Source organism: Microvirga lotononidis (genome assembly GCF_034627025.1).
Classification (GTDB): domain Bacteria; phylum Pseudomonadota; class Alphaproteobacteria; order Rhizobiales; family Beijerinckiaceae; genus Microvirga; species Microvirga lotononidis.
Map to the genome: position 1 here is coordinate 1 of NZ_CP141050.1, position 24,810 is coordinate 24,810.

Sequence of the window (24,810 nt, forward strand, 5' to 3'; positions counted from 1 at the left end):
CCGCCCCGATCAGGCGATTTGCAGAACCTTCACCACACTACTGGCATTAGCAGCTCGGCTGATGAGAGGAGGCTACTACAAGCCTCCGCGATCCGATCCCAAACGAAGCCGCTTTTGATCCCGTCCGAGAAAGACGGAACATCTTAAGGGCATGCCGTAGTAATCTCCACTTTAACTTTCTCTGTTTCCGTCATACCTAATTATATCAACACTTTAGCTGTTGGGATGAAGCGTAGCTTTCAGAGAGCCAGCCGATCGGCACCGGATACACGGATTGCGTCCAAACACGCGGAACGAAGGACGCAGCAAGCACGCACCTCCGCGATTACCTGTAGCCCCGTTTCAACAGAACGTCCTTGGCTTGGTTGACACGCGCCGCGAGATAGGTCGAACCACCTTGGTCCGGGTGGAGCTTCTTCATCAGGGTCCGATGGGCCTGCCGGATCTCATCGGGACTGGCCCCTGGATGGAGATCCAGGATCCGATAGGCTTCCTCGGGGGTAATCGCGCCCGATGGGAAGGGAGCGTCTGCCTGCGGCGCCTCTCCGGTCTGAGCGTGTTCACGCCAACGAGGAGAACGGCGGTCGAGATAGGCCTCGAGAAGGCGAACACCATCAGGATCGCGCGCGTGACACTCGGCCAGCAGATCCCGCAGGCGAGCCTCATCCAGGGACCCGAGTTGCTGTCCTTCGAAGGCACCGGCAAGCACTGAGCCCTCCATTTCGCCCGTATCGTGATCCAGTGTCATTTGAATCAGCTGCGAACGAACGCGTGACATGTGGCCGGAGGCCCGCTGGGCGCGTCCCCCCAGACTGGGGAAGGCAAGGCGGTTCCATCCGAGGAGCCAGGCGCCGAAGCTTCCGATCAGCAGGGCCATGTCGATCCGCCCCCGCACCGCGAGCAGGCCCGCAAGGCACAATGCCACTACCCCGCCAATGACCTTAAGAAACCTCGCCAGAGTAGCAGGGTTGGCATGTGCAAAGTTGCTCATGAACCACCACAGAACCGCAACGGCCGCAATGCCATACAGCAGCATCACGGCTTACGCTCAGTGATGGCAGTGAGCAGGCCCCGAGCTTGTGCGCTGCCGGCAGTCAACTCCGCAAGACCTGCAACACCGCCAGTCGCATAGGCGGCTGCGGCGCGCAGGAGTTCGGACAGGACCTGAGGAGTTCCGGCATCGAACCGGGAGTAAGCTCCGCCGCTCAGGCGGGCAATTTCTTGAAAGGCGCGGGCCGCATCTGGGTCGTGCCCCTCGTGGAACATGAAAGCCTTGATTCCGAGGAGACCGAGTTCTCCCGCCATGGCACAGAGGTCATCGATCGGCTCCTCCATGGCATCACCAACGTAAACAAGAACTTTCAACGGGCTCTGGCCTGCCTCTGTCCGGACGTGGCGGAGCACCCGCGCGATCTGGGTTTGACCACCCCGGCAGCTGATCTTGGTCATGAGGTCGGTGAGGGCCCGCGGATCAGCGACCCAACGCGATGCGCGGCACTCACCGAAGCCTCGGAAATACACCAGCTGCACAGAGAGGCCGCCGGCCGCACTGGCCGCGGCAAACATTTCGCCCTGAACGCGACAGGCCAGATCCCAGGTCGGCTGCCGGCTCATTGTGGCGTCGAGAGCAAACACGAGCCGAGCCCGGGGAGCATTGCCGGCCAGTGGCCCAAGACGCTTAGCGTCGTCCAGGAACGAGTCGATCCTCGAAGCCGGACTGGCGCCAGCGATGGGTGGTCGTGTGAGGTCCTTCTTGTCAGCCATCGTCTCTCCCTCTCCCAAGATGTGGGGTTCGAGCGAGGGCCTGTAAATCCGGTGGATGTAGCTTTCACGGGCATGCCCTTCTTGCGGGCCCTGCCAGGATGAACAGGATGAGTAGGAATCCTGATCGTTGCGCAGACATTGTAAATACAACCAATACGTGCAATCAGGGGCCGGGTTATAATCTGATGCGCGCGCAATCCCGAGGAGCGCTACAAAAACCAATAACGCCCAGGTGCGCCAACTTGGTAAAGGCGTGTCTACATGCCATCCTTCTCGGAGCCCCGGCTGTCCGCCTCATTGTTCTTGGGCCAGGCGGGGATTGCGGTAAACCGGTAGCAGGACCTGCGAACGCGCTGCCCATTGGGGCGAAGGCTTTCCGTTCGTCTCTCATCAGATGAGCCATGGGCTCGCTGGATGCGGTGAGAACCGGGGCAGCTCTGGGCTCAGACTGATCCTCAATCACTGCGACCCGAACCTGGCCAAGAGTGAGCCGGGGCTCAGGGCGGCGGCCTCTTTACAGCCACGAGCGCTGGGCTTTTCAAGGTCTTGAGCTCGCCTTTGCGTCCGCGGCCGCGTGATGCTCGCTGGCCATCCGGCCGCGGCTTGCCGCTCACATAGAGTCCGTCGATCTTGACCACGCCATTCTTCAAGGCTCGCTCGCGCCTGATGGTCGCCCTGCTGACGCCGAGCGCTTCGGCACGGCGGACTGAGATGCCCTTGTCCGGCCGTAGCATCAGCCACGGACCGGATAGCCAAGTCCTTTGGGACAGATTCGTAGTGTGCAGGGGTGTGCGGATGGTAACGATGAGCTGAAACCGGCAAGTGCTGCTTGGGCATTAGTCGAGCCGGGGCCAATTTCAGCCCCTGCATGATCGAGAACGTCAATGCTGCTAAGTTTCACTCGCTTCGATCTCCGTTCCTTCGCAGCCACCCTCCGCAGCTCGCCAGGCGCTGCGCGACCACCCGGAATCCCGCGGCGCCATTATCTCCACTGACACCAAGGTCCAAAAGCGCATATACTGAGTCCACAAACTTCGGGTGCGCCCTGCTGGGACGGGGCCCGTGGGAGCCACCAGACGGAGGTGGATCATGCCCTGGAGACGCACGGCCGTCGCGGCAGCCGTGATCGTGACCTGCCTGATCGTATTGGACATAGTCCTCGACCTCGTGGTCGACTGGACATGGTTTTCGGCGCTCGGCTACGCCGATGTGTTCTGGACGGTTCTCAGGACCAAGGCCTTGTTGTTCCTGACGGTCTTTGGGACAACCGCAATCATCATCGGGTGGAACGGCTGGCTCGCATCCCGATTTGCGAAGTTAGAGACGGGACGCTTCCTCGAGCTGGCCCGAGGCACGGGCTACCCGCAGACATCGGCGGGTGTGCCAGACATCGTGCTTAGACGCCTCCCTCTTGTCCTCCTGAGTGCGGCCGTCATCCTCGGAGCTCTATTGGCCGTTTGGGCGATGACCAATTGGGGTGTTCTCCTACGATTTGTCTATCAGGTGCCCGACGGCCAACGCGATCCGGTCTTTGGCAACGATGTCAGCTTCTATCTCTTCTTGCTCCCAGCTTATCTCGCTCTCAGAAACTGGATGCTGCTGACGCTTAGCCTGAGCGTTCTCAGTGCCGGAACCGTATATTGGGTGCGTGGCCATATCGAGCTCGACGGTCACCGCCGAGTAATGTCCCGGACGGCAATTGCCCATGGCTCTGCTTTGCTCGGCGTCTTCTTTGCTGTCAAAGCGTGGTCTTACGCGCTGGACCGCTATCTCCTGCTTTACGGTGACAATGGCGTCGTGGTGGGAGCCAGTTATACGGATGTGCACGTTGGACTGCCGGTCCTCTGGCTGCTGATGGGACTTGCGGTTATTGCCGCTGTTGTGTCGTGGACCAATGTGTCGGTCCGCACTTACAAGCTCCCGCTCGTCGCGGCAGCGCTGGTGTTCGGGAGTGCCTTCGTCCTGGGCGAGGTATTTCCCGTCCTGTTTGAGCGCCTGGTCGTGAAACCCAACGAGCTGGAGCTGGAGAAGCCCTACATCCAGCAGAACATCACGCTCACCCGACAGGCCTATAACCTCCATCGCATAACCACCAGAGCCTTCCCGGTCGAGCAGAGCCTCACGTCCGCCTCGATCCAGACCAATCAGGCGACCATCGACAATATCCGGCTATGGGATGAGCAACCGTTGATGGCTACCTATCGTCAACTGCAGGAAATCCGGACCTACTATAAGTTCGGGGACGTCGATGTCGATCGTTACTGGCTCGACGGCGCATACCGGCAGGTGATGCTGTCGGCTCGCGAACTCGCTTCCAACCTCCTGCCCGCCAATGCTCAGACCTGGGTCAACCGCCATGTGCTGTTCACGCATGGGAATGGTGTGATCATGAGCCCGGTTACCCGCAAAAGCGCCGAAGGGCTGCCGGTCTTCTATCTCGGAGACATTCCGCCCATCGCGACCGGGGGCCCTCCCGTTCGCGAGCCCCGCATCTATTACGGCGAACTGACCGACACCTACGTTCTCGTCCAGGGCAGCACCCCGGAATTCGATTACCCCAAGGGCAAAGAGAATGTCTATGCGCCGTATGGCGGCAATGGTGGGGTCCCGGTGGGAAGTGCGGCGCGGAGGGTCCTCTTCGCTTGGTATTTCAGCGACCCAAACATTCTGATCAGCAGCTACGCCACCGCCGAGAGCCGGGTCATGTTCCGACGGACCATCAAAGAGCGCGTGGAGACGATTGCGCCATTTCTCCGCCTCGACCACAACCCTTACCCTGTGGTCAGCGATGGTCGTCTCTTCTGGGTGCAGGATGCCTACACGACGAGCGATTACTTCCCATACGCCGTCCCTTATGACGGAGGTGGAGGGCTCAATTATATCCGCAACTCCGTCAAGGTCGTGGTTGATGCCTACAACGGTTCTGTCGACCTGTACCTGGCCGATCCCTCAGACCCGATTGCCACAACCTATCAGCGCATCTTTCCAGGTTTGTTCAAGGCCTTTGCGGCCCTGCCGCCGGACTTGCAGAGGCATATTCGCTACCCGGAGGATCTATTCCTCATCCAGGCGCGCACATACGGGGCGTACCACATGGAAGCGCCGGAGGTGTTCTATAATCGGGAGGATCTCTGGCAGTTTCCCCGCCAGCCGACCGACGGTGGCTCTGGCACGATGGCACCCTATTATATGATCATGCGCCTGCCCGGCGAGCCTGCGGCCGAGAACATTCTGATGCTCCCAATGGTGCCGAGCCAGCGCGAGAACATGATTGCCTGGCTGGCCGCCCGGTGCGATCCGCCCCATTACGGCGAGATGATCGTGTTCGAATTTTCTAAGGACAAGCTCGTCTACGGGCCGTTCCAGATCGAAGCCCGCATCAATCAGAATACTGCGATATCGCAGCAACTCTCCCTCTGGAACCAGCTCGGCTCGCGCGTCATCCGCGGGAACCTCCATGTGATCCCAATCGAGAATTCCATTCTATATGTATCACCATTGTATCTGCGCGCATCGACGGGACAGATTCCGGAACTCAAGCGCGTGATCGCTGCCTATGGCGACCAGGTTGTCATGGAGGAAACGCTCCCTCAGGCCCTGGCGGCTCTGTTCCCGGAACCGGTGCACGCCTCACAGCAGGCCGGGGCACCGTCCCGAGATGTGACGGTCCGTCCGAAAGCCGACCGCGCCCGGGAGGCTCTCAGCCACTACCAGCAGGCGATGGAGCGGCTGAAGGCGGGAGATTGGCAGGGCTTTGGAGCGGAACTGGATCAGCTGCGAATTGTTCTTGAGCGCTCGAGTGCGGCCACGGGCGAGCGCTAGATGGGTTCCAATAGGGTGGACGCTCCCAACGGGCTTGGTGTGCCACAGTGGCGGTGTTGGACACCGCTTGAGGGAGGCGCCCACCATCAGTTCTTGTTCCACTCCCGATGAGGCGTTCTACGAAGCGCCCGAACTCTATTCACGCGTCACCGTTAGTTCGGAGGCAGCACGGGTGAGTGGCATGTCGATCATCGGCTGGCTGGTTCTCGGCCTCATTGCGGGCTTCATCGCAAGCAAGATCGTGAACAAATCGGGCGAGGGCGTCATCCTCGACATTGTGCTCGGCATCGTCGGGGCTGTGGTTGGCGGCTTCATCTTCAACGCCATCGGGCATGTTGGCGTGACCGGCTTCAACCTCTGGAGCATGGTCCTCGCTGTCATCGGAGTGATCGTTGTGCTGGCGCTCTACCATGCTGTAGCAGGTCGGAGCGGCTCCTCGATCTAGGTGACCTGGAGCCGACGGCCCGGCTTTGGGTAGACCCGGTGCATGAACGGACGGCAGGCATGGACCGGATCGCGGCGAACCGGCCCAGTCTATACCTAAGCTGTGAATGCTCGAACGTGGGCAGGCCCACCGCCTCCAAACCAAACGCGGTTCAGGCTCAGGCGATCGCGCCGGGCAGGCGGCGGTGTTCCACGGTCCAACGCTGAGGTGGAGTGACGATCGACCTCTGCGACGACCGGTGCTCCGGCCTTCCGTTGGGTTGACGATGGTCGGCAAGCAGGCGGACAATGTTTAGCCCGGGGCCACCTTAGCACTGCCGCTTGGCTTGGCTCCTGATGGAGGGGCCGATGTCTCTGTCCCAGACCTTCAGTGGCTTTGCCGAACATGAGGCGCATGCGACCGGCAAGCCGGTCACCTTCGCTTTATGCGTAGTGGTGGTGGTCGGCTGGGCCATCACTGGACCGACCTTTCACTTCTCAGATGCTTGGCAGTTGGTGATCAACACCGGCACCATGATTGTCACGTTCCTGATGGTGTTCCTGATCCAGAACACTCAGAACCGTGACGGGGCGGCAATGCAGACCAAGCTCGACGAGTTGATCCGGGCCAGTGCTGCCCAGAACACGTTTATCGGCATCGAGCACCTCACGGAAGAAGAACTGAAGGAGCTTCGCACGCATTGCGAGGCACGGGCTAAGAAGGTCCAGGGCGCGAGGCAGGCGACTGAGATGGCGGAGGGAGCAGTGAACCGGAAGACCGCAGAACCATGAGCTTCAGATAGTTAGATCATCATCGAGGAGGAGACAGACCGATGACGTCCAGCATACCCACAGGTTCTTCATTGTCCCGGAAGGTGGTGACAGCCTTCTTCGACAGGCGCAGCAATGCCGAGGACGCCATCGAGCGTCTGGTGGATGCCGGGCTACCCCGCGACAGCATCCGCTTCATGCCTGGTGACGAGCGTGATCCACCGGATGATCCCGCCGCAGCCCGCCGTACCGAGCCAGGGGGATTCTGGGGCGCTTTGGGTGGTTGGTTTCTGCCTGACGCGGACCGGCACACCTATGCGGAGGGCCTCAACCGCGGTGGTTACCTGATCTCGGTCGATGCCAGCGATGAGCAGTATGAGCGTGTGCTCGACATCCTCGACGACGCAGGCACCATCGACATGGACGAGCGCGCCGACTCCTGGCGAGCGGAGGGATGGTCCGGTGTGTCGACCAGAGATGACCTTTCCGGATCGGCCGCCAACCTGACCACCGGCGACCATTCGGCCTCCGTCAGCGAAGAGGTGACAGCAGAAGCGGCGGAGCACTCCGGTGTCGGCCAACGGGATCTCAGCCACGGGAGGACGCGGATCCGCTCCTACGTGGTGGAAAGCTCATCCACGAGACGGTAATGCCGCTCCGGCAGCACGCCTGCATGAATCCGGTCTCAAGGGTATTCCGGCCGACCTCGTCACTCACGAGATCGCCCGGAAAGGCAATCGCCTCGACCATATGCCGATACAGAACTATGGCATGCTCTTCTGTCACGAGCCGGTTCCGTTGCAACCCCTGACATAGGTCACGCACGAGTCGGAATGGACCTCAGGTCAAGCAGCCGTGCCGAAGAGCGCGGCAATGAAGTCGCGCTGAGTGCCCATGTCATTCGCGGGTGCACGGTCAACCTGTCCTTTGCGGATCATCGCCATGACCTCGTAGCCCGCGATTGTCCGTGAGGCCGTCGTGAAGCTCTTGAAGCCCAGCCCAGGGCGAACCAACCGCTTGATACGTCGGTGATCCTGCTCAACGATGTTGTTATCGGGCATGAATAGGCGCGACACCTCGATCCGCCTTTCAGACGGCTGAAGGGTCGGTTACCATCAGCACACCGGGATAGGGGTGTCGGGAGCACGGAAGGTGGGCAGGCCGAAAATATCTGTGAGCTGAGAGCTCGTGTTGTTATCTGGCCGCCCCTTCGACTGGCCCGGGTGCGCTGCGAGCGCGGATCCGTAGTTGTCGTGTGGCCCACCGGCTCCCGAGGTTGAGCAACCGAACAGGAGCCGGAGATGAGGATCATTGCTCTCGATGTCCATCGGTCCTTCGCCCAGATGGCAATCCTGGAGAACGGAGTTATCCGGGATGCTGGCAAGGTGGATCTTGAACGCAGCCGCCTGCGGCGGTTCGCCCAGTCCCTGAGGCCTGACGACGAGGTCGTCCTGGAGCCGACGGCAACACCAGCGCCATCGTGCGCCTGCTGTCGCCGTTCGTGGCACGGGTGGTGATTGCCAATCCCAACCTGGTGCGGGCGATCGCCTGGGCTAAGGTCAAGACCGACAAGATTGATGCTCGCGTGCTGGCGAAGCTCCATGCCAGCGGGTTCCTGCCCGCAGTCTGGATGCCGGACGAGGAGACCGAGGCCCGCCGCCGTGTCTCGGCAGAACGCCCCCAACTGGTCGCGCAGATGACCCGCCTCAAGAACCGGATCCACGCGGTTCTGCACGCTCACCTGATCCCACCCTATCAAGGCAGCCTGTTCTCGAAACGCGGAAGGGCCTGGTCGGAGGCCCTCCCGCTCGCCGAGGATCAGCGTCGTGTCGTGCTACGCCATGCCGGTGAACTGGATCGGCTTGGGGCCGAGCTCGCGGAGCTGGACAAGAGCCTCGCCCAGAAGGCGCTTGATGACGATCACGGGGGTGAATGCCACGGTGGCCATGAGCGTGCTGGCGGCGATCGGCGACATCAAGCGGTTCTCCTCGCCGCAAAAGCTGGTGAGCTACTTCGGCCTCAATCCGAAGGTGCGGCAGTCCGGCGACAAGCCCGCCTACCATGGCCGCATCAGCAAACAGGGACGGGCCCACGCCCGGTCAATGCTGGTTGAAGCCGCTTGGGTGATCTCCGGCGTACCTGGTCCCCTGCGGGCTTTCTTCGTCCGTATCAGGAACAAGCGCGGCAAGTCGGTGGCCACCTGGAAAAAGCGAGCGCCGAAAGGGTGCTCGGGTGCCGCCAATGAGGTGCGACGATCCTAAGCTGCGCGGCAGGGTTGCAACCTCACGCCCTGCTCTTCGCTCCGGGGGCACCCGAGCCTGTCAACTATAGCAAAACCAGCCCTGCCAATCCACTCGCCGGTAGGCCCGAGCCGTCTGCGCTCTTGCAATCCAGGCAGCCCCAGCGCGCCTCTCGTCAGGCCCTGGCGCACTCCAATCGAACAGTGAGCGGTTGGACGCGAACGACTGCAGGGCAGTGGCGAAAGACAAAAGAGCTGTCTGCTATCGAAAACGGCTTGTCAAATACATCCGTAAGGTTTCAGGCACAGCAAAGTATCCTGGCTGAGTTTGGTGGCCGCCGACCCTCCCTCTTGGAAGTGGCTGCTCTCTCAGACGATCTCCTGATGACGCTTGCCGGGTTTGGCCCACCGACGGTCAGGCAGGTTCGTTCAATCGTCCAAACCGGGCTCAAATCTCCGTCCACACTAGCGGGTCAGGATGATGCGGAGTTGGTGTCAGAGTACGGTTCCCTAATACGCGAACTGACAAAACTTGAGGAGGAGTTCCACCGCCGTGAACTTGAGCTTCGGGGGCGATTACGTGCAATCCGCCTTGAGCTTCGTGTGAGGGGGCTCCAACCAAAATGAAGCCCAGCAAAAGAAAGCCCCAAGACACACTCAGGGCTCAAGCCTTCACCAGAGGGAGAAACCATCACGAACAGGAGGAACCGTGAAGGCAGGGACAAACAACCCTGGATAGGCAACGTTCCAGCGTGCATTGGCCAATTAGTTCATGGGTCCAAAGGTTCTTTAACTAGCTCAACACTTGGGTTTGGGACCCACCCCAGTTGCCCAGCCACGTGTGCATATAGCTGCGTGGTGAGGAAGTGGTCCCTAACCGCCATGACCACATCGCGCCTACCTGAGTATCTCCAGTGGGGACCATCTCGCCCCGCTGTTTCCATGACTTCGGTATCAACGGACACGAGGCCATGATGCCGGTTAAGCTCAAAGTTGATCCTGTACTCGTCAGAACGCTTGTGCCCTCTCTCCTGAACCTTCACATCAGCCACGACCAGAATATCGCTTCGGCTTCGCAAGGGCTTGGCTGAGAGTTTCAGGGTGTCCCATAAGATCACTGGACGTGTTACAGTGTCGGCCATGGCTGTTCTCCAGACCAGTTCGGGCGCAACTCCCTTCGTGTTGGGGATTATACCGTGCTTTACGGGAAATGTGTGGAGGCAATGCGGATGTGAGAGAGGCAGGGAACTCTAGAATTTCTCCGGCGGCCTCACGTGTCTCTCGGGTCCAACATCAACAAGAACAAGGCCTTTAGCGGTATTCTCAAAATACCACTGCCATCCCACCCCTCGACCCGCTGCGGACCTTCCAGTGGCGATGTACTCCAAACCATCCGCTGTGGAGAACTCATGTATGGGTCCCACTCTCCTCCGGAAGGACCACCATTCCCGAGAAAGGCTCGATCCACGCTATCTGATCAACCACCGCCTTCACACCGGGCACGTTCTCGGCTACCACCTTGGCCGCCTGCCGCTCGCGTTCATCGAAGATGGTGCCGGTCAAGGTCACTACCCCGTTCTCGACGCGCACCCTGATGAATTTGCTGCCCCACTTCTGCTCGTCCAATTTCACCAGTACGGCCTCCCGGATCCGATCATCGGTGACGCAGTATGAGGCATTCGTCGGCATGGTCCGCGCCAGGGCCCGCAGGACGTCGGAGCGTGCCACGATCCCGACCACCTTGCGGCTCTCGAGCACCGGCAGCCGCTTGATGCCGTGGCGGCCCATCGCCGTGACGACCTCCTCGAGCGGCGCATCCCGGCGCGTCGTCACGGGATCACCCGACATCACCTGCTCGACCTTGCGGCCGTGGGTCCTGACATATTCGTCGGCCAGCGTTCCGGGACCGACGAGGAACTCCAGCCATGAGGACCGCTTGCGGTCGGTGCCCAGCTCCCCCCGGCGCAGGAGGTCACCTTCGCTGATCATCCCGACGAGCGTGCCGTCCCGGGTGGTGACCGGAAGGCCGCTGATCCGATCCGCCAGCATGAGCCTTGCTGCTTCAGCGACGGTGGCGGATGGTTCGACGCTGATCACCGGTGTGGCCATGACATCCTCAACGATCATGGATCCCTCCTGAAGGCATGGGTGCATGTCCCGGCTCGTGGCCGGCGAACCCAACAACGGGGCAACGGCCACCCGTTCGCGAGGTGCCCCGGGGACATGCGATGATCGCGTGATGCGGGGCGGACCGCGCCCCCGGGGAATCCGTTCGACCGGATTCTTCGTGATCAGTTTGAGTCACTGCGACAAGACCTCGTCATGTGCCTCCTGGGGAGCAGGTTCCTCGGCCGGGTACGTTGTCGTGGTGAACAGCAGCCAAAGGCCCAGTGCGAGCACGAGAACCTCGATGAAGGTCATGAGGATGACGACTGTCAGGCTGAGGATATCGCCCGCCGAAACCCACGTCGCCGGCCCATCTGTGGTCTGGATCACGTTGATGCCAGCTTGCGGTGCACGGAGGAAGTATAGGAACAGTTGCACAGCCTCGAACAGAATGATGAGCATCGAGAGGACAAGGCTCATTGCACTTGCCGCGACGCCCGTCCATACGATCTGCCGCAGCGAGGCCATGGATAGGCCGCGTGCCGGATCGGCGATGCGGTCCGCGAGCAAGATGTACCGATAGGACCAGGCTGTCGTGAACGCCAACCCGAGCAAGCTTACGCCAGTGAGGTATTGGATCAGCGTTGGGTTATCGCGCGTCCCCATACCCGTCCTGCGGTCCAAGACGATGGCGGAGATGGCCATGGCGACGGAGACCACGCCGATGCCCACCTGCGCCCAGAATCCGATCCGGCCCATCCGCAGGAATGCCTTCGCAAGATCGCCCATCCTGCAACCTCCCGCGCGAGGGTGTCCCGCCACTCAGCCAACGCCACTTGAGCACGTCCCATTGCCGTGGCTGGTGGCTCCGCAAGTCCATGGCTCGATCCTTCATTCCAGGGACATGCGGGGAACTGCCGACGTGCTTGAGCGGGGAAGTCCAAGCACATCGGCGTCGCTGCGCATGACCGGGAGTTTGCGCGTCCCGCGGGTATTTTCAATTGGGGAAATCCCTGACCCACCGCGAGGAATGCCCGCACAGGTCCCTTGGCGATTCCTCGGCCGTGGCGGAAGCCGCTCCGGCCGACTTCCCGTCACCATCCCTGCACCCCTTGGGGCCGCGCTCCAGACGCAGGAACATGGGGTGCACGGCGCCGGCACCGATCGACGGGATCTTGCTTGCGTCCATTGGGAATTGCCTCCCGAGCAACAAATGCAAGAATGAGGTGCGTTGCACGCATCCGATCGAATCCCCTTTCCCTGACCTCAGCGTGGGAACGGATCGAATGGCACAGCTCAAGGAACTCACGGCAGCCTTCTCCGCCGCCGGCGGGCATCGCCGATATATCTTGCCGTCCCTAACGGTCGCCGCCGGCGGGCTGCTGGACTTTGCGATGCTCAAGTTCGGTATCCTGATCGATGCGGACGGCCCCTTCGCGTATCTGCCCTTCGCCATTGCCATTGCGATCGCCGGTACCATGATCATGTGGTGGCTGCTGGATTATGCCGCGAGCGGCAGGACGGAGCTGAGAGGCATCGCGGATACCGAAAGGGCGCTGGACGAACTGTCGTCCTATTTCGACGAGGGGAGCTCCCAAGTCTTCAACGCCGTGGTCGAGAGCGATGCCGATTTCGAGAAATGGCAGCGGCGACGTGCGGAATGGCATGAGAAGGTGCAGCAGTACTTGCAGGTGAACTTCGGGCTGCGCGAGCGGAACATCTTTCGCAACGTGATCCTCACCCAGTCCGTGCAGATCCCAGGCAGCTACAACGACCAGCACAACCACGGGCGATGCCTGCTCATCCACCAGCTTGGGACGATCCGCGAAACGATCATCCGATACAGCGACCTAGCGGCAAAGCGCCGTGCGGAGAGCCGGTAATCGGCAGGGTTCGCCCACCCGTCTCCGGCACCAAGCCGGCTGCCGCGATCATGCTGCGGCGCCGGCCCACGATGGGGCCGTCGGGCTGATGCGGTGGCGTCGAAGCCCTGCATGTGCGGATCACGCGTGGTCAGGGGGCCTGCCGCGGCATCCGGTCGATCCCTTCGGCAACCCTGCGCGCGATGTACGGGTAGAACGGGTTGGACGAGATCCGCACCAGCGCATCGAGCGGTACCACAAGGACGCCGCGCTCGCCCCGGGGCGTCAGGGTGCCGAGGTTGACGCCGAAGCTCTCGCCCGGGCCCGGTTGCGAGCCGTAGAGCGGATCCGTCTCCGGAAACGGAAGGGCGACGTGGGACAGCGAGAAGGCGGTCAGCGGGAACGCGAGGCCGAGTGCCGTAACCGTCTCGGCCGTCGCGCCGCTCTCCGTCGCCCTCTCGACGGCTTCCAGCGAGGACGTGTCGGCATTCGTGATGAGCGTCGTCCGGAATCTCCGCGGGGCAGGCGGCAGGATTCGGTCGACGGCCGTCTCCGCCGATCGGGCGATGAGCGGACCGAGCTTGACCGCCCGATTGAGGTCGAACAGCGTCAGCTCGCTGCCGTTGTTCGGCAGCCGCGCGTAGAGGTTCGAGACGATGGCGCGGGTGCTGACCGTGAAGTCGGCGACCGACTGGAACGTGTGGATCGGCGGGAGCCTGGCAATCGTGCCGCTGGCCTCCGCCCGCTGGAGCTGGCCCTGGAGCGCCTGGGTCACCTGGTACGACTGGCGTGCCCCGTTCACGGGAAACGAATTGTACTTGAATGGATTGAACTCGGGAAGAATGCCGAGCCAAGCGGCCTTGGCGAAGGCCGGAAAGAAGGCGGGCAACCCGGCCAGCCCGGCGTAGCGCGCGAAGGCGGTGATGCCGATCATCGGAGAGAGAAGGACGAGCCGCTCCGGCCGTGCCAGCCGCTCGTCCTCGAGTGCATCAAGGGCATACTTCAGCGCGAGCGCGCCGCCGTTCGAGAACCCGACGACGTGCAGGGGCTTGCCCGGCCCGGCGCGGCGGACGGCCTCCCGCACGGCGAGCCGGGCCGCCGCCAACCAGTCCTCCCACTCCACCTCCGTGAGCGCTGCGGGAACGGTGCCGTGGCCAGGCAGGCGGATGCCGACGGCGACGAAGCCGCGGTCGCGGTAGACGGCGGCGAGATGGCGCATGCTGTAGGGGGCGTCGGTGAGCCCGTGCAGGAGCACGGCAGCTCCGATCGGAATGCCGTCAGGCTCCATGACATAGGAGCGGTTCCAGTCGGTCCCAAACGTCTGCGGGTCGACGGCACTGCCGGTGACATAGCGGTCCAGCGGGATCGCCGCACCGGCTTCCGGAGGGCGGAAGACCTCCCGCCTCACGTCGGCGATGAGTTGCCCCTCCACCCGGAGATACCCTGCCCAGTCCATGGCATCGATGGCGTCGGCATCGGGTTCGTCCGGCACGAAGGTGTGCCAAGCCTCCAACGGCGGGGCGCGAAGGGCGTCATAGGCCCGGAACGAGAGACCGGCGACGACGAGGAACATGGTCAGCGTCACGAGGAGGCCTGCGCCGACCGCAACTCGCTTCAGCCCTGCACGGGTGATCAGCCTCAAGGTGCGCTCCTCGGTGCCCCGAGCCGGGTCCGAGCGGCAAAATCAAGCCCGGTCCCGTCACGGGACGATCCTTGAGGTTCGCCCCCACCGATTGCACTTGCCATTGGGAAAAACCCCGAACCATCAAGGAAGAAACCCTGAGCCGGGCTGATTTGATCGACTGCCCTTGCAGTCCGCTCCCGGCTGGGCGCCGGCAGGGGCCTGCTCCCGATTGTCCCTTCGTCAATCCGGCTCGGCGGCACGCTTGCCGAGGCACGCGTCTAGGAGGTCCCTCGGCACACTGTCCGGGAAGAAGGGTTCGTGCCGCGACAGCGCCTCGACCGCCGCGATCAGGTACCGGCGCGCCTCGGACTTGGATAGGTAGCCGCGGGCACCGGCCTCAAGCAGCTTCCGAATCAGTTGCCTGCCCCCATGTATGGTGAAGAGCAGCACTTCGGTCGCAGGGCATGACGCGCGGATCGCCCGGGCGGCCTCGATGCCGTTCTGGAGCGGAAGCCGGTAATCCAGAATCGCGACATCCGGGCGGGTCTCGGCGGCGAGTTCAACCGCCTGAAGGCCGTTGGCGGCTTCCGCCACAATCTCCCACCCTGGCTGCCCGCTGAGGATCGCGCGAAGGCTGGACCGCACCTCGGCGTGATCATCGGCGATCAGGATGCGGATTGTGGCTGAACGCGTCATCGACGAAGAACCTCACGGGGATCGGGCGCCATGGCTCATGGTCCAGGCGCGACCCCGAACGCTGCATGAACGGCTGCCGGGACGGGGGCGCGGCGAACGCTCACCACGCTGTCATCCCCCAACGGCCACGAACAGCGACTGCCGGTCGCGGTTGATCCGCAGCAGGACTGGCCTGTTCTGCCCCTGGGCCTCAGTCCAGGCATTCGCGACTTCGGCGGGGGCGGTCACGGGCCGGTTGCTGGCCGAGACGATGGCGTCTACCGGCCGCAGCCCGGTTTCGGCCGCGGGACTGCCGGGCTCGACCTGCTGGATCAGGAGACCCGACGTTCCCAGCTCGAGGCCGAGCCGGCCGCGGGCCGCCTCCGGCACCGGGGCCAGGGCCATGCCGAGCCGCCTGCCACCGGCACTCGAGCCCTTGAGTGCGGCCTGCTGCGGCTGCCCGTCCGGCCGCGGCCCGATGGTCATGCCAGCTCCTTCGTCCGCCCGTCGCCGAAGACGGTGATCCGGGCCTCGGTGCCGGGCTTCGCCGCCGCAACCGCCCGCGACAGGTGGCGTCCGCTCTCGACCGGATTGCCGCTGAAGGCCGTGACGATGTCGCCGACCCTCAGTCCTGCCCGTGCGGCCGGGCCGCCGGGTTCCACCGCGGCAACGAGCACGCCCATCTCGTTCGGGCGGCCGAGCGCCTGGGCATTCGCGGGGGTGAGTTCCTGCAAGCTCACCCCGATGTGCCCGCGCTCGACCCATCCGGTCCGGATCAACTGGTCGGTGACGCTCCTGGTGACACGGGACGGTACGGCAAAACCGATGCCGACATTGCCACCGATGGGCGAGAAGATCGCCGTGTCGACACCGATCACCTCGCCGCGGGCGTTGAACAGCGGGCCGCCGGAATTGCCGCGGTTGATCAAGGCATCCGTCTGGAGGTAGTCATCGTACGGCCCCGACCGGATGTCGCGGGACTGCGCTGAGATCACGCCGACCCTGACCGTGCCGCCGAGCCCGAAGGGGCTACCGATGGCGATGGCCCACGAGCCGGGTTCGGCCGCATCGGAGTCGCCCCATGCGGTCACCATCATGCGGGGAGGCGGATCGACCTTCAGCACCGCCAAGTCGGTAGCGGGATCGCGGCCGACGAGGCGCACCGGACCGCGGGTGCTGGTCCCGAACACGACCTGGACCTCCTCGGCATTGCCCATGACGTGATCGTTGGTCACCACGTGGCCGCCCGGGCTGATCACGAAACCGGCCCCGAGGGCCTCCCGCGGGTCCATGCGCTCCTCGAAGTAACGGCGGAAGAACTCGCGGAACGGCAGGTCCTCCGGCAGGGCCGGGGCAGTCTCCCGTTCCCGGACCCGCTGCCGGGCCGTGATGGCGATGACCGCCGGCATCCTCTCGCGCGCGATGGCCGTGAAGTCGGCCGGGGCGGAAGGCCCCTGGGCGAGGGCCGGCGTGACCGTCGCGGAACCTGCCGCACCGACGAGGGCGCCTGCGATCACAAAGGAGCAAAGGGTCGTTTGCCATGTCCGAAGCGGCATGCGGCGTCTCCCCGGCAATGCCAGAGCCGACCCCAGTTTCCTCCCGACCGGGCCGCCTGCCTATGCGGATGAACCCCGAGATCGGGGCGCGCGATGGCCGAGAGGACGCGGGCATGAATCCTGACGGGAGCGGGGTACTCGCCTTGATTGACGCGGCGCCTCGGGCTTGGTCGAATGCCGTGCGCACACGGTTCGGGATGACAGGCGCATGACGAAGGCAAGGATCCTCAATGCCTGGACGGGCGTGATCGGCGTGGTGGCCGTGCTCGCCGCCCTGTCCGTCGCCAGGGCGGTGTTCGCGCCGGTCGCCTTCGCCCTGTTCCTGATCGCCCTCCTGTGGCCGTTGCAGCGCCGGTTCCAGGCGAGGATGCCCCGGCTCGTTGCCCTGGCCGCCACGGTCGTGGTGCTCGTCACGACGTTCACCGCGTTCGCCTCCCTGGCCGCCTGGGCCTTCGGGCGCGTGGGGCATTGGATCGTCGCCGACATTGGCCGCCTTCAGGCCTACTACGACCGGACGACGCTCTGGCTCGAGGAGCACGGGATCGCGGTTGCGAGCCTGTGGGCGGATCATTTCAACGTGGGGTGGCTCCTGGCCCTCATGCAGAGGTTCACCAGCCAGGTGAACACGACCCTGAGCTTCTGGGTGGTGGTGCTGGTCTACGTGATCATTGGCCTGCTGGAGGTGGATGGCACCGCCCGCAAGATCGAGGCGCTGCCGAACCGCACGATCGCCCGGCTCCTGGGCGAAGGCAGCGCGGCCGCGGCCGCCAAGTTCAGGAGGTTCATGGCGGTGCGGACCCTGATGAGCCTGCTGACCGGCGTCCTCGTCTGGCTCTTCGCGACCCTGTTCGGCCTGCCGCTCGCGCGGGAGTGGGGGTCATCGCCTTCGTGCTCAACTACATCCCGTTCATCGGTCCCATCATCGCCACCCTGTTCCCGACCCTGCTCGCGATGGTGGAGTTCGGGAGCTGGCAGGCCGTCGTGGCGGTGTTCGCCAGCCTCAACGTGATCCAGGCGGTGGTCGGCAGCTACGTCGAACCGCGCCTGTCCGGCACGGCCCTGTCGATGTCGCCGTCCATTGTCCTGTTCTCGATCTTCCTGTGGACGTTCCTGTGGGGCCTGTCGGGAACCTTCATCGGCGTCCCGATCGCGGTCGCGGTCCTGACCTTCTGCGCCCGGCATCCGGACACCCGATGGATGGCGATCCTGTTCGGGCCACCGGACCCGTCCATCGGCGAGGCGGATGCCCTGAGGAAGGATGCGATCGGACGGTGACCCTTCCGGCACCGTCTCACTCCGGGGGAGCCGCGGAGGTCCAGCCGGTCGCGTGGATGTGCGGCAGCCGGCTGAGCTCGCTGACGAGCAGTTCTACGAGGGTATCCTCCTGGCGGGCCGTGTAGACGGTTGCCTGGACCTCGACCCGCGACGATCCTTCCGCAGTGTGGCTCTCGAGGCCTTGCAGCCGCAGTCCGCGGGCGCTCACCGCCTGGAGGAGCTGGGTGCGCACGGTCGCCTCGTCCCTGGCCGCGCATGTGAGCTCGATGACGTAGAACCGCTCGGCCATCCCGGGCTCCGGCCGCAATCGCTCGATCCAGGAGCCCGCACGTGAGAGCAGGAGGTTGGCTCCGATGATGAAGACGGCGGTCTCCGCGGCCTCGATGGCAGACCATAGCCGGCCAGCACCCCGACCGCGCCGGTCGCCCAGACTGTGGCGGCCGTGCTGAGACCGCGCACGCTCAGGCCGTCGCGCATGATCAGCCCGGCACCGAGAAAGCCGATGTCCGTGACGACCTGGGCGCCCATGCGGGTCGCGTCTCCGACAGAGGGGAGCAGCCCCGGCACGGATGTGAACGCGGCCGCGCCGACTGCCACCAGGGCATGGGTGGCCAACCCGGCGTGGCGCTGCCGCCACTGCCGCTCAAGACCGATTGACGCGCCAAGGACGAGGCCAAGCGCGAGGTTGAGCGTGACCGACAGGACAGCGAGATTGCCAGAGGTCAGATTGGGTTCCATGCGCCTGCTTTCCTAAGGCCGCCGTGCGGCCTTGAAGGCAAGCGCCAGCGCCAGCAGGGGACTTGCGATGTTGAAGAAGCAGAACGGCAGGTAGAGCAGGGTGGGTATGCCGAGCACGGCCGCCATGTAGGCGCCGCACGAGTTCCAGGGCACGAGCGGGGACGTAACCGTTCCGGCATCGGCGATGGTATGCGACAGGCTCGTGCCCGGAATACCGCGTCTCTCGAACTCGTCCCGGAACAGCCGGGCGGGCAGGATCACGGCCACGTACCGGTCGCCGACGATGACGTTGAGCGCGAATGCGGTGACCGCAACCGCGGCGATGAGCTGTGCCGGCGTTCGGGACATCCGGATCGTCGGCATCACGAGTTTGGAGAGCAGACCGAACTCCTTGAGCAGGCTTCCATAGGTGAGCGCGCCCAGGATCAGCCAGATGGTCATGAGCATGCTGTCCATGCCGCCGCGCGTCAGCAGGCCGTCAACAGCGGGAATGCCCGAGTTGGCCTGGTAACCGGTCGCCATCGCCTGCCATACGCCCTTGAGGAAGGCGGCCGGCGTGCCGAGATCTGTTGAGCCGACGAAGGTTAAGACGGCGTTGGGTTGCAGGACCGGCGCCATCAGTCCCGCGAACAGCGCAGCAGCCATGATCGCCAGGGAGGCTGGAACCCCGAAGGCGGACAGGGCGAACAGGAGCACGAGGGGCAACAGGTTGAGCGGCGTGATCCTGAACAGGGTGTCGAGCGCCGCCAGCTCCGAGGCAATTACGGCGTCGCCGGCCCCGTCGGTGCCGTCCGCCAGGCCGAGGATCGCGAAGATCACGATAGCGAGGATGAACGTGGGGGCCGATGTTTTGGCTTGGTAGCAGAGGTGGGTGGGCATGGTGTTCCCGGTGAGCTCGGCAACCAGGACGGTGCTGGGCGAGCGTGGGGAGAGCTTGGCCCCGAAGAAGGTTCCCGAGATGACGGCACCCGCCGTGATCACGGGCGAGACCCCGACCAGGGTGGCCAATCCCATCAGCCCCACCCCAACGGTGCCGGCCGTGGCCCAGGTGCTGCCGATGCTGAAGGCAAGGACAGCGCAGCTCATAGCCGCGGCAAGGTAGAACCAATCGGGATGGAAGAGCCGGAGGCCGTAGAACACCAGGGTCGGGATCGTGCCCGACAGGTTCCAGGTGCCGATGAGGGCACCGGTAGCCAGAAGGATGTAGGTGACGCCGACCATCGAGGCCATGCCCCTGCGTCCTACGGCCTCGACGTCCTCCCAACGGTGGCCGTTCCCGAGCCCGATCAGGGCGGCGATCATGGCGGCAAGGATCAAGGCCACCTGCAACGGCCCCTCGGTCGCGGCGAGCCCGAACAGGGCCATCGCTCCCCCGATCAGCACGGCAAGGGCGACGATCGGCAGGATCGCGTCGAGGTAGGATGGCTCCTGGTGGACCCGACCGGACAGGGAGGTTTCGTCCGTCATGCCAGTGCCAGGAGCCGCCTAGGGCTCGACTAGCTTGTTGCGGATGGCGTAGCGGACCAGGTCGGCGGACGTATGCGCGTTGAGCTTGCGCATGGCGGCGGCGCGGTGACTCTCAACGGTCTTCAGGTTAATGGCGAGGAGCTGGGCCGCCTCCTTGTTCGTGCGCCCCTCCGCGATGAGCTGCACCACGCCGCGCTCCCGATGCGTCAGGACGTCGCCGGTTGGGTGCCCGTTGGCGAGATAGGCGTTCAGCAGGGTCTCCGAGACCCGCCCGGTGAAGAACGGCTGATGCCGGGCCAGGGTCTCGACGGCTGCGATCAGGAAACGCCGCGCGTCGGATTTGAGCAGGTAGCCCCTGGCGCCCGCCTCGAGGAGTTCGCGGATCAGCAGCTCGCTCTCGTGCATGGTGAAGATGAGCACCTCGGTCTCGGGCTGGAACGCCCGGATTTCGTGGGTCGCGTCGATGCCGTTCATGAACGGGAGCTGATAGTCGAGGATGGCGACAGTCGGCTGCGTCTCCGCTGCCAGTTCGACCGCGCGCTTGCCGTCCTCGGCCTCGGCAACAACCTCCCATCCAGGCTGGCTGCTCAGGATGGCGTGAAGGCCGGAGCGGACGACATCATGGTCATCAGCGATCAGGAGGCGGAGCATGGTCGAGCACCGGGCCATTCGCGGCGATTTCGCCATTCATACACCCGAAGGCCTGCCGTGACACTCGGGTAAAACCCCGAGATCCTGCGACGAGAGTCCCAAGGCGGATGGAGCGTAGTGCCAGTCCTTCCCATGCCTAGTGATCATGGCTGGCCAAGTTGTCCAGGTCGTGGGGTACGCGAGCGCGGATCACGGTTCCGGTGCGCCCGGTCCGGATCCGGAGGGTGCCGCCGAACTGGTGCAGGCGGATGCGCATGCCCGGAATGCCGACGCCCAGGGTCGGTCTGGCAGTTTCCGGCGCGGTCGGCTTCGCCTGCATCCCGTGCCCGTCGTCCGCTACACACAGGACGACCTCCCCCGGGGGGGTGCGCAGGTCGACGACGACCCTCGTGGCGCCGGCATGGCGGTGGACGTTCGATAAGGCCTCCTGGACGATCCGGAACAGGGCCCGGCGGACCTCCACCCGCAGCTCGTCCGCACCCCTGTCGATCCGGCACGTGACCTCCAGGCCGGTGCGGTCCGAGAAGCCGTCGGCGAAGGCCTGGATAGCCTCGGGGAAACCGCTCTCCTCGAGGCTGGCTGGATGGAGCAGGTAGGTGAACAGACGCAACTCCTTGAGCGCCTCCTCCAGCAGGCAGTCGATCTCGCCGAGCAGCCGTTGCCCGTCCCGTTGCGGCAGAAGCCGCTCGATCTTCATCAGGTTGAGCCCGACCGCGACCAGGTACTGCGTCGTGGAGTCGTGGAGTTCGGAGGCGATGCGCTGGCGCTCCTCGTCCTGAAGCGTCAGCAGGCGCTCCGACAGCTCGCTCACCGCGGCCCGGGCGGCACTCAGCTCCGTGATGTCCTCGTGGGACACGACGATGCGGGCCTTGTCCCCGATCCGGAAGCGGCGGGCACGGATCGTGAACCAACGGTCGCCTTCGGGGGAGGGGGTCTGGTAGAGGGCCTGGAAGTTCGGGCGGATCCCCGCGATCACGTCCTCCATCGCGCTGAACCGCCGCTCATCCGGCACAGCGATGTCAAGATACCTAGCCCCGATGCCGTGCGCGGGAACGCCGGTTCCCGTGCCGTCGACAAAGCGGCGCCAAGCCTGGTTCACGGCAAGGATGCGGCCGTTCCCGTCGAGGATGGCGATCTGCTTGGTCAGGGCATCGAGCGAGGCCTGGAGGAGTTCCCGCTCCTCGACGGTGGCGCGGTGGGCGAGAAACCGGTCGGTGATGTCGCTGAAGTAGACGCTGGCGCCCTCGGGTGAGGGGAACACACGCAGGTCGATGACGCGGTCGGGGCGCAGCCCGGACCTAATCTCGCCGTGGAAGGGGTTCCGGTGCTCGACAGCCTGGACCGCCGCGGCCACGCAGTCTCCCTTGCGCCCGATGAGGTCGAGGTAGGACCGCCCGACGATCTCGTCCCGCGGCCGGCCGCACCAGCGCAAGGTCGCAGCATTGATGAACGTGATGCGGTAGGAGCGGTCGATTGTGATGTGGCAATCGCTCATGCTCTCCAAGAGCTCGGCTAGGCGCTGGTTGGCAGCCAGGAGCTCGGTCTGCGTGGCCGAAGCCGTGAGCCTGAGGGAATCGACCGGTCCCACGTTGCGCAGCAGGGCCCGGACCGCGGCGCCCCCGACCAGGAGCAGGGCGAGGCTGGCGAGCGACGATTGGTAGAGCGCGCCGAGGATGGGGGCGTTGGACACGGCCGCAGGAAGCACCGAAACGGCCGTATAACCGGTCTTGGGCGACCGTTCGAAGGTGGCGAGGTGGCCTTCGATTGTCTCGAGCTGACGGTTGCGCCTGGAGACCAGCCACGCCAATGGGGGTGACGAGGTGGCGATGGGACTGGCCGCCCCGGTGACGAGCCGCTGGAGCTTGCGATCGAGAAGAACCGTCTCCCACTCGGTCGGGCGGACGGCGTCCTGGACAGCCTGGTTGAGATGCTCCTCCGGCACGAGTAGCGACAGCACACGGTTCATCTCGCCGTTTGCGTCGTCCAGCCGAAGGCTGACCGAGACGATCCAGTGCCCGGTGACCGGGGAGGGCATGCGGTCCGACATGCTGAGTCCCTCGGTACGGACGACCTCAAGGCGATCGCGGATGCCGGGTAGTTCATTGATGCGGGGCAGGGTGGCCCCGAAGGGGTCCCTGGTCCTGAGAAGCACCCTGTCACGGTCCCAAAGGGTGAACCAAGCCCCGTCCGGCCGGGGAGTCGCCTGGAGCTGACGATAGAACCCTTCGAGGTCGCCGGTCTGGAGCAGCGGCGAGCGCGACAGCCCCTTGAGGAGATACCCCATGCCCTGCACCTCGCGCTCGACCGCGTTGGCTGCTGTCATGGCTGTCGCCAGGCCGTGATGAGCTATCTCGTGTCGGACCCCGTAGGCATGCCAGAACAGGGCCATCCACGTGGTCAGGAGGGAGAGGCCGACCGTGGACACGGCGATGATAATGATCGATCGGCGGGTTCCGCCGCGGCCGGACACCCCGAGGGTTGGGACGCTGATTTCCATTGAGGAGAACATGTCGCCTCCTGCTCAGGTTGTGTTTCGGGGCACGCTGACGGGCTTACCAAAACGCAAGGGCCGGAGATCTCGGCGGAAGCGGGACGGCGCTTCCCGCAGGAAGCCTCCCTGATGGAAGGAACACTCTCCCACTCCCCGATTGCCAGCCTCGCGATTTCATCCTTCCGACCAGAATCGCGAGGCTGGCAATCGAGCTCGGAGAATAAACCCATGTTAATGCGGGCACAAGCAGGGGGCGCATGCGTGCCCAGGTGGTCCGGAAGGTATGCATCCCGTCCCGACCGTGGATGATCGCGTGCACTAACCATGGCACGCCATCTGCAAGACCCACCAGGTCGACGTCGGAGTGGCTTTGCGATGACTGGTTCTCTGGAAGGCGGAAATGGACAGGGATTTCTCCCCGTTCCCGCCTGTCCGGTGCTCAGCGGCAGCGGAGATTGCCCCACCGATCGCGGAAGGTGCCGTAGGGACACGGACTGCGCGGGGCGGTCGCGCTGCCGACGATGGCGCCTCCCGCCGCACCGATCGCCCCTCCGGCCAGGGCGCCGCCGGCCCGGCCCGTGGCCACACCGCCGATTGCGGCTCCCGCGAGGCCGCCAATGGCGGCACCGCCGACGGCCCGCTCACCCGGGGTTTCGCACGCTGCGACGGAGAGCGTGAGCGCAGCGGTGGCGAAGGCTGTCATGATCTTTCTCATCGGACCTTTCCTTCTCGATTACGGATCGCACACCCGCGACGTGTCGCGGATGCCGACAGAATCAACCATGGATGCGTGTTCGGATATTGGGGGAAACCACGAGATCGTCAGTGCGGAACCCCAAGCGGGTCGGTTTCAACCAACCTCCGGCGCGGCGGAGGCAACGCCCGCGGATGACGGTCGCACAGCCGATTGCGGCAGTATGGCGGTGCGGCGCAGGCTGCTTTTTCAACGCGTTCTCGGGAGAATTACCGCGGCCGATCGGGGTTACACCCGATGGTGTCGTGGCCCGCGAGCAGTACTCTCTTGCGGGCCACGCCGTCGGCGGGAGACCGCATGCCCTTGGTGCGCCGCCAGGCAAGGATCCGCCACAGGAAGGGCAGGTCGACCGCGATGGGAGCGAAACATGCGTATTCGCATAGGGTTCAACATCTCGGCCCTTCTGCTGTATGGCCTGAGCTGGATCCTGCTCGGCACCGCGGTCCTGATGCTGATCCTCGCGATCGCGACGGCCCTGGGTCTGGCGAATCTCCAGATGACGGTCACCGCAGACCTTGTCGGCAGCGTGATCTGTGCCCTGCTCGCGCTCCTGTTTCGCTTCCTGGCCGGCTGGCTCGACCAAGCTGCCTGA

Annotated in this window: 24 protein-coding genes and 3 pseudogenes; 10 read left to right on the plus strand and 17 right to left on the minus strand. The window is 64.3% G+C overall.

Features of this window, described 5'->3' with window-relative positions; all coding sequences use genetic code 11:
* Positions 1 to 325 precede the first annotated feature (325 nt).
* Positions 326 to 1,036: a DnaJ domain-containing protein gene (locus tag U0023_RS29525; RefSeq protein ID WP_009489730.1), complete on the minus strand. Its 711-nt coding sequence runs from the start codon at positions 1,034 to 1,036 to the stop codon at positions 326 to 328.
* Positions 1,036 to 1,764 (minus strand): vWA domain-containing protein, encoded by a 729-nt coding sequence (locus U0023_RS29530; protein ID WP_009489728.1) that lies wholly within the window; start codon positions 1,762 to 1,764, stop codon positions 1,036 to 1,038. The genes U0023_RS29525 and U0023_RS29530 overlap by 1 nt, the downstream gene beginning before the upstream one ends.
* A 1,089-nt stretch (positions 1,765 to 2,853) precedes the next feature.
* Here U0023_RS29530 and U0023_RS29535 point away from each other — a divergent pair.
* From U0023_RS29535 to U0023_RS29550, 4 genes are all read left to right on the plus strand, one after another.
* Positions 2,854 to 5,586: a UPF0182 family membrane protein gene (locus tag U0023_RS29535; RefSeq protein WP_009489724.1), complete on the plus strand. Its 2,733-nt coding sequence runs from the start codon at positions 2,854 to 2,856 to the stop codon at positions 5,584 to 5,586.
* A gap of 181 nt (positions 5,587 to 5,767) precedes the next feature.
* Complete coding sequence (locus tag U0023_RS29540) at positions 5,768 to 6,031, plus strand: GlsB/YeaQ/YmgE family stress response membrane protein (protein ID WP_040638063.1); 264 nt, start codon at positions 5,768 to 5,770, stop codon at positions 6,029 to 6,031.
* A 347-nt stretch (positions 6,032 to 6,378) separates the two neighbouring features.
* Positions 6,379 to 6,801 (plus strand): low affinity iron permease family protein, encoded by a 423-nt coding sequence (locus U0023_RS29545; RefSeq protein WP_009489720.1) that lies wholly within the window; start codon positions 6,379 to 6,381, stop codon positions 6,799 to 6,801.
* A 41-nt stretch (positions 6,802 to 6,842) separates the two neighbouring features.
* A complete protein-coding gene (locus U0023_RS29550) occupies positions 6,843 to 7,430 on the plus strand; it encodes a hypothetical protein (protein WP_009489718.1) in 588 nt (195 codons plus the stop codon).
* A 195-nt stretch (positions 7,431 to 7,625) separates the two neighbouring features.
* Here U0023_RS29550 and U0023_RS29555 read toward each other — a convergent pair.
* A pseudogene (locus tag U0023_RS29555) lies at positions 7,626 to 7,832 on the minus strand (DDE-type integrase/transposase/recombinase); the annotation flags it as partial.
* Positions 7,833 to 8,081: 249 nt separating this feature from the next.
* On the opposite strand from U0023_RS29555, the gene U0023_RS29560 reads away from it, so the two are divergent.
* Positions 8,082 to 8,297 carry a hypothetical protein gene (locus U0023_RS29560; protein ID WP_009489714.1) on the plus strand — a complete coding sequence of 72 codons (216 nt, stop codon included), beginning with the start codon at positions 8,082 to 8,084 and terminating at the stop codon, positions 8,295 to 8,297.
* Between the two features lie 17 nt (positions 8,298 to 8,314).
* Positions 8,315 to 8,458 (plus strand): annotated as a pseudogene (locus tag U0023_RS29565) (IS110 family transposase); the annotation flags it as partial.
* A gap of 156 nt (positions 8,459 to 8,614) precedes the next feature.
* On the opposite strand, the gene U0023_RS29570 reads toward U0023_RS29565, so the two are convergent.
* On the minus strand, positions 8,615 to 8,755 hold the full coding sequence (locus tag U0023_RS29570; protein ID WP_322883919.1) for a hypothetical protein: 141 nt from the start codon (positions 8,753 to 8,755) through the stop codon (positions 8,615 to 8,617).
* Between U0023_RS29570 and U0023_RS29575 the strand changes: the two genes are divergently transcribed.
* Positions 8,733 to 9,041: an IS110 family transposase gene (locus tag U0023_RS29575; RefSeq protein ID WP_322883894.1), complete on the plus strand. Its 309-nt coding sequence runs from the start codon at positions 8,733 to 8,735 to the stop codon at positions 9,039 to 9,041. The two genes, U0023_RS29570 and U0023_RS29575, sit on opposite strands and share 23 nt — an antisense overlap.
* Before the next feature lie 1,385 nt (positions 9,042 to 10,426).
* Here U0023_RS29575 and U0023_RS29580 read toward each other — a convergent pair.
* From U0023_RS29580 to U0023_RS29590, 3 genes are all read right to left on the minus strand, one after another.
* Positions 10,427 to 11,146 carry a CBS domain-containing protein gene (locus U0023_RS29580; protein WP_009489710.1) on the minus strand — a complete coding sequence of 240 codons (720 nt, stop codon included), beginning with the start codon at positions 11,144 to 11,146 and terminating at the stop codon, positions 10,427 to 10,429.
* Between the two features lie 174 nt (positions 11,147 to 11,320).
* A complete protein-coding gene (locus U0023_RS29585) occupies positions 11,321 to 11,914 on the minus strand; it encodes a DUF3611 family protein (protein ID WP_009489708.1) in 594 nt (197 codons plus the stop codon).
* Between the two features lie 208 nt (positions 11,915 to 12,122).
* Positions 12,123 to 12,314, minus strand: coding sequence for a hypothetical protein (locus tag U0023_RS29590; RefSeq protein ID WP_009489707.1), 192 nt, complete (start codon positions 12,312 to 12,314; stop codon positions 12,123 to 12,125).
* Between the two features lie 97 nt (positions 12,315 to 12,411).
* Between U0023_RS29590 and U0023_RS29595 the strand changes: the two genes are divergently transcribed.
* Positions 12,412 to 13,008, plus strand: coding sequence for a hypothetical protein (locus U0023_RS29595; protein WP_009489706.1), 597 nt, complete (start codon positions 12,412 to 12,414; stop codon positions 13,006 to 13,008).
* Positions 13,009 to 13,138: 130 nt separating this feature from the next.
* Here U0023_RS29595 and U0023_RS29600 read toward each other — a convergent pair whose 3' ends face one another.
* The 4 genes from U0023_RS29600 to U0023_RS29615 all read right to left on the minus strand — a co-directional run bounded on the left by U0023_RS29600 (position 13,139) and on the right by U0023_RS29615 (position 16,842).
* Positions 13,139 to 14,560: an alpha/beta hydrolase gene (locus U0023_RS29600; protein ID WP_083861310.1), complete on the minus strand. Its 1,422-nt coding sequence runs from the start codon at positions 14,558 to 14,560 to the stop codon at positions 13,139 to 13,141.
* A gap of 291 nt (positions 14,561 to 14,851) precedes the next feature.
* The gene (locus U0023_RS29605; RefSeq protein ID WP_009489704.1) at positions 14,852 to 15,307 is read right to left on the minus strand and encodes a response regulator; all 456 of its coding nucleotides are present in this window, start codon (positions 15,305 to 15,307) and stop codon (positions 14,852 to 14,854) included.
* A gap of 111 nt (positions 15,308 to 15,418) precedes the next feature.
* Positions 15,419 to 15,772, minus strand: a complete 354-nt coding sequence (locus U0023_RS29610) for a PDZ domain-containing protein (protein WP_009489703.1) — start codon at positions 15,770 to 15,772, stop codon at positions 15,419 to 15,421.
* Positions 15,769 to 16,842, minus strand: coding sequence for a trypsin-like peptidase domain-containing protein (locus U0023_RS29615; RefSeq protein ID WP_009489702.1), 1,074 nt, complete (start codon positions 16,840 to 16,842; stop codon positions 15,769 to 15,771). Before U0023_RS29615 ends, U0023_RS29610 begins: the two co-directional genes overlap by 4 nt.
* A gap of 208 nt (positions 16,843 to 17,050) precedes the next feature.
* Between U0023_RS29615 and U0023_RS29620 the strand changes: the two are divergent.
* A pseudogene (locus tag U0023_RS29620) lies at positions 17,051 to 18,117 on the plus strand (AI-2E family transporter).
* A gap of 16 nt (positions 18,118 to 18,133) precedes the next feature.
* Here U0023_RS29620 and U0023_RS29625 read toward each other — a convergent pair.
* The 6 genes from U0023_RS29625 to U0023_RS29650 all read right to left on the minus strand — a co-directional run bounded on the left by U0023_RS29625 (position 18,134) and on the right by U0023_RS29650 (position 24,179).
* Positions 18,134 to 18,406: a hypothetical protein gene (locus tag U0023_RS29625; RefSeq protein WP_009489699.1), complete on the minus strand. Its 273-nt coding sequence runs from the start codon at positions 18,404 to 18,406 to the stop codon at positions 18,134 to 18,136.
* Positions 18,322 to 18,855, minus strand: coding sequence for an MgtC/SapB family protein (locus U0023_RS29630; protein ID WP_245272874.1), 534 nt, complete (start codon positions 18,853 to 18,855; stop codon positions 18,322 to 18,324). Before U0023_RS29630 ends, U0023_RS29625 begins: the two co-directional genes overlap by 85 nt.
* A gap of 12 nt (positions 18,856 to 18,867) precedes the next feature.
* Positions 18,868 to 20,322, minus strand: a complete 1,455-nt coding sequence (locus U0023_RS29635) for a Na+/H+ antiporter NhaC family protein (protein WP_009489698.1) — start codon at positions 20,320 to 20,322, stop codon at positions 18,868 to 18,870.
* A gap of 18 nt (positions 20,323 to 20,340) precedes the next feature.
* Positions 20,341 to 20,973 carry a response regulator gene (locus U0023_RS29640; protein ID WP_009489697.1) on the minus strand — a complete coding sequence of 211 codons (633 nt, stop codon included), beginning with the start codon at positions 20,971 to 20,973 and terminating at the stop codon, positions 20,341 to 20,343.
* A 136-nt stretch (positions 20,974 to 21,109) separates the two neighbouring features.
* Positions 21,110 to 23,482, minus strand: a complete 2,373-nt coding sequence (locus tag U0023_RS29645) for a sensor histidine kinase (protein ID WP_009489696.1) — start codon at positions 23,480 to 23,482, stop codon at positions 21,110 to 21,112.
* 421 nt (positions 23,483 to 23,903) lie between these two features.
* Positions 23,904 to 24,179 (minus strand): hypothetical protein, encoded by a 276-nt coding sequence (locus U0023_RS29650; RefSeq protein WP_009489695.1) that lies wholly within the window; start codon positions 24,177 to 24,179, stop codon positions 23,904 to 23,906.
* 406 nt (positions 24,180 to 24,585) lie between these two features.
* Between U0023_RS29650 and U0023_RS29655 the strand changes: the two genes are divergently transcribed.
* Positions 24,586 to 24,810, plus strand: coding sequence for a hypothetical protein (locus U0023_RS29655; protein ID WP_009489694.1), 225 nt, complete (start codon positions 24,586 to 24,588; stop codon positions 24,808 to 24,810).